Origin of the sequence: Nitrosomonas sp. Nm58 (assembly GCF_900107335.1) — a bacterium.
Lineage (GTDB): Bacteria > Pseudomonadota > Gammaproteobacteria > Burkholderiales > Nitrosomonadaceae > Nitrosomonas.
Genome location: NZ_FNPQ01000058.1, coordinates 1 through 10,944, shown reverse-complemented (window position 1 = coordinate 10,944; position 10,944 = coordinate 1). Strand labels below are relative to the sequence as shown.

Annotated in this window: 10 protein-coding genes; 6 read left to right on the top strand and 4 right to left on the bottom strand. The window is 51.5% G+C overall.

Annotation, left to right across the window (positions count from 1 at the left end; translation table 11 throughout):
• Positions 1–356 precede the first annotated feature (356 nt).
• From BLW34_RS13680 to efp, 3 genes are all read left to right on the top strand, one after another.
• The gene (locus tag BLW34_RS13680) at positions 357–1,439 is read left to right on the top strand and encodes a DUF1207 domain-containing protein (RefSeq protein ID WP_090580716.1); all 1,083 of its coding nucleotides are present in this window, start codon (positions 357–359) and stop codon (positions 1,437–1,439) included.
• Positions 1,440–1,863: 424 nt separating this feature from the next.
• Positions 1,864–3,036 carry an elongation factor P maturation arginine rhamnosyltransferase EarP gene (gene earP, locus BLW34_RS13675; protein WP_090580714.1) on the top strand — a complete coding sequence of 391 codons (1,173 nt, stop codon included), beginning with the start codon at positions 1,864–1,866 and terminating at the stop codon, positions 3,034–3,036.
• A gap of 172 nt (positions 3,037–3,208) precedes the next feature.
• Entirely contained in the window at positions 3,209–3,766 is a 558-nt protein-coding gene (gene efp / locus BLW34_RS13670) for an elongation factor P (RefSeq protein ID WP_090543558.1), read from the top strand.
• A gap of 278 nt (positions 3,767–4,044) precedes the next feature.
• Here efp and BLW34_RS13665 read toward each other — a convergent pair whose 3' ends face one another.
• The gene (locus BLW34_RS13665) at positions 4,045–5,745 is read right to left on the bottom strand and encodes a hypothetical protein (RefSeq protein WP_143037942.1); all 1,701 of its coding nucleotides are present in this window, start codon (positions 5,743–5,745) and stop codon (positions 4,045–4,047) included.
• A gap of 376 nt (positions 5,746–6,121) precedes the next feature.
• Between BLW34_RS13665 and BLW34_RS13655 the strand changes: the two genes are divergently transcribed.
• Positions 6,122–6,550, top strand: coding sequence for a glycine zipper family protein (locus BLW34_RS13655; protein ID WP_090580706.1), 429 nt, complete (start codon positions 6,122–6,124; stop codon positions 6,548–6,550).
• A 7-nt stretch (positions 6,551–6,557) separates the two neighbouring features.
• On the opposite strand, the gene BLW34_RS13650 is transcribed toward BLW34_RS13655, so the two are convergent.
• Entirely contained in the window at positions 6,558–8,039 is a 1,482-nt protein-coding gene (locus BLW34_RS13650) for a protein adenylyltransferase SelO (RefSeq protein ID WP_090580703.1), read from the bottom strand.
• 308 nt (positions 8,040–8,347) lie between these two features.
• On the opposite strand from BLW34_RS13650, the gene dbpA reads away from it, so the two are divergent.
• Complete coding sequence (gene dbpA, locus BLW34_RS13645) at positions 8,348–9,769, top strand: ATP-dependent RNA helicase DbpA (protein ID WP_090580701.1); 1,422 nt, start codon at positions 8,348–8,350, stop codon at positions 9,767–9,769.
• A 34-nt stretch (positions 9,770–9,803) separates the two neighbouring features.
• Here the strand turns inward: dbpA and BLW34_RS13640 are convergent, their stop codons facing one another.
• Entirely contained in the window at positions 9,804–10,298 is a 495-nt protein-coding gene (locus BLW34_RS13640; RefSeq protein ID WP_090580698.1) for a ribonuclease HI, read from the bottom strand.
• 153 nt (positions 10,299–10,451) lie between these two features.
• A complete protein-coding gene (locus tag BLW34_RS17125) occupies positions 10,452–10,679 on the bottom strand; it encodes a transposase (RefSeq protein ID WP_256203807.1) in 228 nt (75 codons plus the stop codon).
• A gap of 100 nt (positions 10,680–10,779) precedes the next feature.
• On the opposite strand from BLW34_RS17125, the gene BLW34_RS16235 reads away from it, so the two are divergent.
• A partial coding sequence (locus BLW34_RS16235) for a transposase (protein WP_177166053.1) occupies positions 10,780–10,944 on the top strand: 165 nt, incomplete at its 3' end.

Below are 10,944 nucleotides of genomic sequence, written 5' to 3'. Positions count from 1 at the left end.
CTGAATTTGAAATGGCATATTATCGCCAATTAAAGGAGTCAGCTAATGCAGCCTGACTCAAACTAAAAAGTCTCCGGAAAAACCGGGGCGATTCACCCCATATTATTTTATTTTAGCGGTCACTGTCTTGACGAACATAGAGGGTAGTCATCTGTCGGTAACGGTTCTTTGTCATATCTTCGATAGAGAGATGCCAAGGAGAAATACGGTATCAAGCTGCAGACCGTCTGATTGGCAATACCTACATATTTCGTGAATTTCGTAATCTTTATACTTCTTCTTTTGCACGCGAAAAAATCATGGAGAAAATGATGTTTGCTGTACGATGCTTTTTTTTCCCTGCAATCGTTTTATTCATGATGTTTCCCGCTTACAGCGATGGGGTATCAAATGACGCTTATATTGCGGGTTATGCGACAGGAATTCTCAAGCGAGATTATGCGCTTGACTTCTCCGCCATAGTGGTGCGTGACGGTGTTATTACATTACCGGTATATGACCTGTCACCGGAAGAGCGCGCTCAAGTTCAACAAATATTGTCTGAAATTCCGGGAGTAATGGGAGTGGAGCTGCTAGCAGACGATAAGCAACAAAACATAGCTGTTTCTTCACCAGCAGATAAGCAGGACACGCCTGAAAGTACACTTGTTCCGCCCTCAGAAGTTTTTCCTACGGGTTTCTTACCAACGGGTCATTTATTTAAGCCTCTACTGGCTGATCCACGCTGGGCGCACTTCTCAGCGGCTTACCGTAATTATGTAGGCGCCGACATTGACGGGAATAACAATGGGTCAGTCAGTTTCGGCGAGACCATCCCTTTCTATCGAGCCAATCTAGGCCGAACCACCGTGCAATGGGAAGCAGGACTCCAGGCTGGGGTCTTTAGCGACTTTAATCTTGATGCAAGCTCTTCCGATCTGATCAATACTGATTTTATTGCTTCTGTTTACTCAAGCATGCGAACAGGTCAATTTTCTTCTTTTGCTCGCATTTTCCATCAAAGCTCGCACCTAGGGGACGAGTTCCTGCTGCGAACCCGGTTAGAGCGTATCAATCTCAGTTATGAAGGAGCTGATCTCAGGGTTTCCTATGAACTGCCCTATGGAGTACGCATCTATGGGGGAGGGGGAGGTATTTTTCATAAACAGCCTTCAACTATCAAACCCTGGTCAATTCAATATGGACTTGAATTCAGAAGTCCCTGGCGTATCGATTTCGCCGCGATGAGACCCATATTAGCGGTTGACTTTAAGAATCATGAGCAAAACGACTGGAATGCGGATATCTCTGCCAGAGCTGGATTCCAGTTTGATAACCACCAAGCATTCGGTCGCAAGCTACTGTTCATGATAGAGTATTTTAACGGTAATTCCCCCACTGGCCAGTTTTATAAAGAGAAGGCTGAATATCTCGGAATCGGTGCTCACTACCATTTCTAATTTATTCGGGTTTAGTTCCTTGCCTCTTGAGGCGTTAGAGAGCAACAAGGAAGAGCGCAAGACTGTGCGTAGTTAGCCAGGCGATGATCAGGCTACTGAAGCCCTATCAAAACAAGGTGCACACTATTACTTCGGACAATGGGCGGGGAGTTCGTCGAGCATAAAAAATTGTGGTAACGTTGAAGGCAAACTTTTATTTTGCTGACCCTTATTCCTCTTGGGAGCGCGGCATCAATGAAAATACAAATGGATTAATACGGCAGTATTTCCCAAAGAGCCGAAACTTTACTACGATTACACAACGAATCCTCAAAGGTATTGCGGAGTTTAACGAAACACCGGTTTCATTCCGTTGGAGAAGTTCGACTTGGGGCTTGTTTGATTTGTAATCATTTTAACGGAACGATCAGCTAGCGGGTTGATAATGCGCTGGGACATTTTTTGCCGCATCATCGATAACTATGGCGACATTGGCGTGTGCTGGCGGCTGTCGCAGCAACTGGCGGCAGAGCATGGCATGGCAGTGCGGCTTTGGGTGGACGATGTGGCCAGTCTGCAGCGCATGTGCCCAGATGCCGATGCCAGCCGGGAAGTGCAAAACTGTCGGGGGGTGGAGGTGTGGCGCTGGATTGAACCATTTCCCTACGTAATGCCGGCTGACGTGGTGATTGAGGCGTTTGGCTGCGAGCTGCCGGAGAGTTATGTGGCGGCGATGACGCTTCCCTCTCCCCAGCCTCTGGATCAAGTCGGGGACAGGCGTGCGCTCCCAGAGGGAGCAAAGCGCATATGGATCAATCTGGAATATTTGTCAGCGGAGCGATGGGTGGAGGGCTGTCATGGCATGGCTTCACCGCATCCGCGCCTACCGCTGACCAAGTATTTCTTCTTCCCCGGCTTCACTGCAGCTACTGGCGGGTTACTCCGAGAAAATGGACTACTGGCGCAACGCGATGCGCTGCAACACAATCCGGCGCAGTGGTGGTATCAGCTTGGCCTGCCTTGCCCCATTTCCACCGAAGCCACGGTTTCACTATTCTGTTATGACAGCGCGCCAGTGAGCAAGCTGCTGGATGCCTGGGCAGCTTCAACTATGCCGGTGCGCTGCCTGTTGCCAGAAGGCAAGACAGTGGCGCAGGTCGCAAGTTGGGCCGGACAACCGGGCTTGACGCCGGGCGATAGCGTGCAGCGTGGCAGCCTGACTTTGCACGTCATTCCTTTCATGCCTCAGGAAGACTATGATCGCCTGCTGTGGGCGTGCGACTGCAATTTCGTGCGCGGCGAGGATTCCTTCGTGCGGGCGCAGTGGGCGGCGCGGCCGCTGGTCTGGCAAATCTATCCGCAACAGGACAATGTGCATCAAGTCAAACTTGAGGCGTTCCTCGACCGCTATTGCCAAGGATTGGCGGAAGATGCCGCCGCCGCGCTGCGTGCTTTTCATCAGAGCTGGAATAGCGGCGGGCGCTTGGACTGGGACGATTTCTGGCGGCACCGTGCGGTGCTGCAAGACCATACCACGGCTTGGGCTGGGCAGCTTGCGCAGGCCGCAGACCTTGCATCTAACCTGGTACGCTTCTGCAAAAATCAGAGATACCCCTGAAAATTCAAGTTGCTGCGCCAGACAAGGCGCAGGCGAACCATTACCATATGGCATATATTTGATATGTAAGGAGTAATTTTTTGCAGACAGCCATTCGGATAGCGACGAAAATTGGATTTTTGGAGGCGGCCGGAGTACAATATGCAGCTTTTTTTACTCCCAGATTTATCAGATGAAAACAGCCCAGGAACTCCGCGTAGGTAACGTGTTTATGGTTGGTAAAGACCCCATGGTCGTGCTGAAAACTGAATTCAGCAAATCCGGCCGCAACTCTTCCGTGGTAAAAATGAAATTCAAGAATCTGCTTACCGAATCGCCCAGCGAAGCGGTGTACAAGGCGGATGATAAGTTCGATGTGGTGGTGCTGGATAAGAGGGAGGTCTCCTACTCTTACTTTGCCGATCCCATGTATGTGTTCATGGACACTGAATACAACCAGCATGAAGTCGAAGCGGAAACCATGAGCGATGCGCTCAATTTCCTGGAAGACGGTATGGCCTGCGAAGTGGTGTTCTACAACGGCAAGGCCATCTCGGTTGAACTGCCCAACTCCGTAGTGCGCGAAATCACTTACACCGAACCTGCCGTCAAGGGCGATACCTCCGGCAAGGTAATGAAGCCTGCCAAGATCGCCACCGGCTTCGAACTGCCAGTACCGCTATTCTGCGAAATCGGCGACAAGATCGAGATTGATACCCGTACGCTGGAATACCGCAACCGGGTCAAGTAACTCTCCCGGGTCGCAAAAAACATAAGGAGCCAGCTGGCTCCTTTGTTGTTTCTGGATGGGCGGATACGCGCAGCATGCCAAGTTTGATTCCCGATTCAGACTATGATCAACTCATCCTTGCAGTAGTTTGCAGCTGCTGGTATTGGGCAAAAAAGGATGGTGACAGTGGATACTGAATACCACGGCCTGGGTGGGCCAGAACTGCCTGCCATTTACCAGGCTTTGGCCAAGCTTTGGCAGGCGGCTCACCCTATGCATTATGCCGCTAAATTCAAAACCTACTTCGCTTTTAACCGTATGATTGCGGCATGGGGATCACTGAGATTCTTCGATCCCCCCACGTCCAGCACAGTGGTAGGCAGTACCTGAGTGAGCGTCCCGCTCGTCAGGTTTGGCGATAGCGTAATGATTCCCAGCCCCGGGCAACTGCCGTCGGCGGCATGGCTGACGGTGAGCGGGAACGGACCGCGTAGCGCGACATAGATCCGCTTGCCTTTCGTCTGGCCAGCCACTGAAAAATCGCCAAGATCGGGTGTCGGATCGTTGCTTCTTGTCGTGCCGAGCGTCGAACCACAGGCCCCTGTCGTCGTTAGGCTATAGCTGCCTGCGTACTGGAATGTCCGATTATCCCGCGACGAGGTAATTCCGAACACTTCGACATTGTTGCGAATCCGATCCATCTGATGCAAATAGTAAGCTGTTTCTGCTGTCGGGTTATTCACCAGGACAAGGCCATGCGCATCACGATTGTTCCCTTCTGGAATATCAGCGCCTGCTACTTTGCCGTTGTCCGCATCTGCCCATACCGCAATGGGTGAGGGGGTATTGGCCGCATTGAACGCTGGTGCCGATGGATAATCGAGTGAGAAACGATAGAGCGTAAATTCAGAAATGTTTGGTCCTGGCGTGCCGGTATTCAGGTGCATGAAACCTGCTGCCTCGGCACCGCCACAACCGGCTGCCCGGGTAACGTTCATGTCATACTCAGCTACGATCGCCATTGGCGTGCTGCGCATGTCGATCACGAACATGCCACCCCCGCCCAATGTCGTGAAAACATGCTGGCTCGTGCTGGCAACGATGGGGCAAATGACCGTGTTCAGCGGGCGAATGCCATCGGCTTGCTTCAACGCACCCGTTGGCGTAGTCGTCGCTTGCCCATCCGCAACCGTGCCGCTCACTTTACAGGCAACCCCATCCTCGGGATTCAGATCGACCGCCACAGGCTGTTCGGTAATCCGGTCGGCGCCACCGATCAGATCCAGGCTGGCCGCGGCATTGAAATCAAAGCCAGTCACAGCGCCTCCACTATCACGCATCACATCGACACGCTCCAGCATGCGCCCGTTCTGGTTGGCGACTATGATGCTGTGACCATTGGGTGCCCAGAAGCCCATGTGGTTCTGCCGGCCTGTGGAAGTGCCGGTAGTTCGGAAGAGGCAAATAGGCCGTTTCGTTTCACCATCAACAATACCCAGATGACCCGAAGCGACAAAGTTGAGCGCCATGTATTTATGATCCGGACTCGGCAGAATGCCGTGAATGCGAGCAACATGCGCCCCTGTAGTGGCCTTCGCCGTAGGGAACAAGTCAGTAGCGACATCCAGCACCACAGCATTGTCCACAGGTGGCGTTTTTTCCAGATCCGCGCTGTCATAGATCCGCACTGCTCCGCCATGTGTTCCGCTAGGCGCCTCGGCCGTAATACCTTGTGTATTGGCTTGGTCGCTGACCCATACCTCATAGTCTGCTGCGTGGATCGTAGCAGCCGATCCCATCAGCCCCAGGAAAGCCATTCCAAAGAACCCGCTCCTCATTGCTAGCGTTCGGATAAGTCCGATGGGTTGCAACAGTATGGTAATGAAGGACAGGTTGTCATTCCTCAAGCAAGTTGGAGGGTTAGCCATCATTCCTGTCAAACCAGCCTTTGTGGCTGCGGCATCCCTGGTTGATCGTAATTCACTTTTCCACGTTTTCATAACAGACACTCCTTTCATGTTTAGAAGTAAACAGAACAAGCTTATGCTTCACTATTGATCTGATCAGATGAAGTATAAAAGTTATTCGACCGGGAGGTAATCAATATACGCAGCACCAGACATACTTGGAGTCGAGTGGGCTTTTACAATCTAACTTAGCCAATAAATGATTGGTTTGTCGTATTATCCACAAGAGGTTTAGGGTGAGTGAGTTACCTTGTTTTGAATCTGCTTGCTGCTTAAGCCGCTGGATTCCTATGTGACGGCGGGCATACTGCAAAACAAATTAGAAGGTTTCCGGAATTAATCCGCTACCCTGCAAAGATCAAGATATACTCGTTCAATCAGATGTATTCATGGGAAGAGGGCTGGTGTAATGAGATTAGTGACGATGTTGAATATGGGGTTGATGCTATTATGGCTTCCGGCTTGCTCCAGCATGCAGCCTGTCTTGTATCCCAACGCGCATTTTCTATCAGCGGGGGAGGAGGTTGTGCAGCAGGATATTGAGGCTTGTAAACAACTCGCTGAAACGGCTGGCGCTAAAGAAGGATATGGCAAGAGTGGCGATGTTGCATCAAGTACCGCTATGGGAGCAGGCGTAGGAGCTGCGAGCGGCGCTGCTGGAGGCGCGGTTACTGGTGCAGCCGGCACGGGCTCCATGGTCGGAGCAGTGAGTGGCGCCGTGTGGGGATTGCTGAGAGGACTCTTTTATTCAAGGCCCTCGCAGCCTGATCAGGCTTATGCCAATTTCGTGAGCCGCTGCCTGCAAGAGAAAGGCTATGAGGTTACCGGCTGGCAGTAATCAAAGCTTATGTTCCGCAGAATGTTTGATAAACGCGCTCTGAAGGTTCTGGTGGAGTGCGGTAATCATGATATTCCGGCGCATCGGCGTAAGGGTTTGTCACAGCCGCAAGTAATTGTTGCAGCAGCGAGTAATCGCCACGTTCAGAAGCGGCTGCCAGCGCCTCTTCAACGCGGTGATTGCGTGGGTGAATCGCCGGGTTATGCGCTCGCATCAAGCTGACTGATGACTGCCTGGATTCAGCCTGGCGTGATAATCTCGCTTGCCAGCGCGCATGCCACTCTACGAATTCGGCATCACGAAACAGGGCATCCTGGGGCAAAGCTTCCGAAGCCAGTGCGCGGAAGCTTTGGGTGTAATCGGCTTGGTGTTGCTGCATCCATGTTAGCAGGGTTTCGATAAGCTGGCTATCCTCCGTTTCTTCAGTGAACAGTCCCAGTTTTTTTCGCATCCCGGCCAGCCAGCAGTCTTGGAAGACAGCGGGGAAATGGTGGATTGCTTCTTCCGCCAATGCGACGGCCTTTTCCTGGAGAGGGTGTAATAACGGTAGCAACGTTTCGGCAAAACGTGCGAGATTCCACTGCGCCATATGCGGTTGGTTGGAATAGCGGTAGCGGCCCTGTTGGTCGATCGAGCTAAACACCGTATCCGGGTCGTACGCATCCATAAACGCACAAGGACCATAGTCGATCGTCTCACCGCTGATGGCCATATTATCTGTATTCATCACGCCATGAATGAAACCAACCAGCAGCCACTTTGCGACCAGCGATGCCTGGCGTTCTATCACTCTGTTCAAGAGCGCAAGATAAGGGTTATCGGCCTCGACAAGCGCCGGATAATGACGGTGAATAACATAATCGGCCAGGGTTTTGATGCCTTCTGTACCTCCTATCCTTACGATATATTCAAACGTGCCCACGCGAACGTGACTTGCCGCTACCCGGGTGAGAATCGCGCCCGGCAGCACGGTCTCCCGCATCACTGGCTCGCCGGTGGTGACTACGGCAAGGCTGCGCGTCGTAGGGATGCCTAGCGCATGCATTGCCTCACTGATGAGGTATTCCCGCAGCATGGGCGCCAGCGCCGCGCGGCCATCGCCACGCCGTGAAAACCGGGTCTGGCCAGAGCCTTTTAGCTGAATGTCAAACCTGTCGCCTGCCGGTGTGAGATGCTCGCCCAGCAGGATCGCTCGCCCATCGCCCAGCATCGTGAAATGACCATATTGATGCCCGGCATAGGCTTGCGCGATGGGCTGCGCCGTATCAGGCAGCACATTACCTGCAAACAGCAAGGCGGCTTCTTCATCAGACAATGCGCGGATATTTAATCCCAGCGATTCTGCCAGGGCATGATTCAACATCGCCACCTGCGGCGCACGTACGGGCACAGGATGAAGTTGCGCATAAAAAGATTCGGGCAAACGGGCATAACTATTATCAAACCGCCAGCCGACGCTGTCATTCGTATATTTTCTATTGGGTTTCATGTGACCTTATCGTATTAGCCGGGTATTATCTGTCAAAACAGGGATTGTAAAGCATTAAACGAATGAGACAGGCAGCGCGGCCTGATGTTCCAAAGAGATGGCGCTTGGTTGAGGTAACGTGCTTGCACCATCTTATCGCTTGTGCCAAAAAGCCTGGCTTTAACTTCACACTACTGTAAGGAAAATATAAAAATATCTCTAGTTCAAAGACTTATAATGGTTGCTTGAAAGGATCGTGCGTTTCTTTAATGCTTCTGTTAAAAGATACAATTCTATGCGTATTCCGCTGATATCTGGGATAATTGCGGATGAATAATACTTTACAGACAGTCTCTCCGTCCGCAGTAAATACTGATGGACGCCTTTTTAATGAATTACCGCTGTCGCCTGGTTTACTGGCAACATTACAGCAGCTTGAATATCTGACGATGACGCCGATTCAGGCGGCCAGTTTGCCCATTTCGCTTGCAGGTCACGACCTGATCGCGCAGGCAAAGACGGGGAGCGGCAAGACGGCAGCATATGCATTGACGCTACTTACCAAGCTAAACCCGCGCTGCTTTGCGGTACAAGCAATGGTGCTGTGTCCAACACGCGAGTTGGCAGATCAGGTTACACAGGAGCTTCGCCGCCTGGCACGCTCTGCAGACAATATCAAGATTCTTACGCTGTGTGGCGGAAGCACCATGCGCCCACAGATGGCCAGCCTGGAGCATGGTGCACACATCGTCATCGGTACTCCCGGTCGCATCATGGATCATCTGGCGCGCGGCAGCTTAAATCTAGCAGAACTCAATACCTTGGTGCTTGACGAAGCCGATCGCATGCTGGACATGGGTTTTTACGATGATATGGCTTTTGTAGTCAAGCGCTGCCCGTCAAAGCGCCAAACGCTCCTGTTCTCGGCAACCTATCCCGCAGGTATCGCAGGATTAGCACGACAATTCTTACGTAACCCACAGGAAGTGAAACTGCTGGAGCAGCATGAGGAAAACAAGATACGCCAGCGTTTTTACGAGGTAAGCCATGAGGCGCGTTTGCAGGCCGTTGGCCAGCTACTCAGACACTATCGACCAGTCAGTACGCTGGCATTTTGCAACACCAGGCAGCAATGCCGAGATTTGCTGGAAGGGTTGCAGGAGCAAGGCATTCATGCGCTAACCTTGAATGGCGATCTGGAACAACGTGAACGTGATCAGGTGCTGATTCAGTTTGCCAATCGTAGCTGCTCAGTATTGGTAGCAACCGACGTAGCAGCACGTGGTCTGGACATCACACAACTTGAAGCGGTTATTAATGTCGATGTTACGCCCGACCCGGAAATACATATCCATCGCATTGGCCGCACGGGCCGTGCCGACGAAAACGGTTGGGCACTGAGCCTGTGCAGCCCGTCCGAAATGCCCCGGGTAGAAGCGATTGCAAGGATGATGGACTTCGAGCCAGAATGGCATGATCTGGCTACGTTACAAAGTGGTAACCATACCCCGCTGGCACCGCCAATGGTGACACTGCAAATACTCGGTGGGCGAAAGGAGAAGATCCGCCCCGGCGATGTGCTGGGTGCGCTCACAGGCGAAGCAGGTTATACGCGTGAGGAGGTCGGCAAGATCACCGTGACAGATCAATCAACCTATGTCGCTGTCGCGCGTAATATCGCCCGTGAAGCTGTGCGCAGATTATCCGCAGGCAAGGTTAAAGGTAAGACGGTGAAAGTGCGCGCGCTGTAGGGAAGTAAATCAAGACTTTCACGGGCTTTTTGTTTCATGAGCTAAAATATTCTCGCAACGCACGCCTGGATGCCTTGTCGACCAAGCCAAACAGTTGGTCAATCTCATCTTTCTTGCTGGATGACTGATGACCTATTACCTTGACAAACCTGCAATTGAACTTGGCATTCAACCGGTAAAATTCCTGGTACAGCTCGTAATGATTAAGCCGCCTGTTTTTACTCGAAAAATAATCATTTTGTTCAAGGCGGACGCGCCTTCCCGGCAGACCGATAATATTTTGCGAATCGGTATAAACCGTCAAAACCATGTCGCAGCCATTGCTCAAAGCCATCGCTTCGTGTAGTGCCCATAACAACGTTTGTAATTCCAATCTGGTCGAGCTGGTTTGCTCAAAGCGCTTTACTTTCACCGCCTCTTTCAGCGTTTCTATCGGCGTAGCCAAGTCAGCCACCATAAGGTAGGCGCCATACCCCACTTTTAATTGCGTATGAACACTGCCGTCGGTAAAAATCTGTAAGCGATTCATAATATTATTATCTTATTCTAATTAGCGTTACAAAGTGAATTAATTATCCAATCCCATCCGGCGATTGATTTCACCACATCCGTAGTTTCCTCCATATGTCGAAGTGCATCAACTAAATGAGATTCGAGCGCGCCGATGCTGTCACATACACGGTTATGAAAAGTTCTTTTCGCGCAACTCATCCCACAGGCGCTCGACTGGATTGAGTTCAGGTGAATAAGGTGGCAGTAGCAGCAAGCGAAGATTCTCAGCTAACGTCAGCGAATGGCTGCGATGCCAGTCAGAACCGTCCATCACCATAACGATATTCTCATTGGGGTAGCGCCTGGCGATTTCATCAAGAAAGATTTGCATGCACTCAGTGTTGACATTAGGTAACACCAAGCTGTCAAACTTTCCGTCCAACGGGCAGACTGTCGCATAAGCGTAGGTGAATCGGCCCGGGTTTACAGGAGACTCTATTTCTTGAGAGGATAGAGTAATAAAAAAACCAGTAAGATATTCACCGGAGGTTCGTGAACGGGCTGTCCGATTGCTGTATGAACACCAAAGGGAGTATGAGTCGCAATGGGCGGCACTGGAATCGATAGCCTCCAAGATAGGTTGTACTGCTGAGACGTTGCGCAAATGGGTGCGACAATCAGAG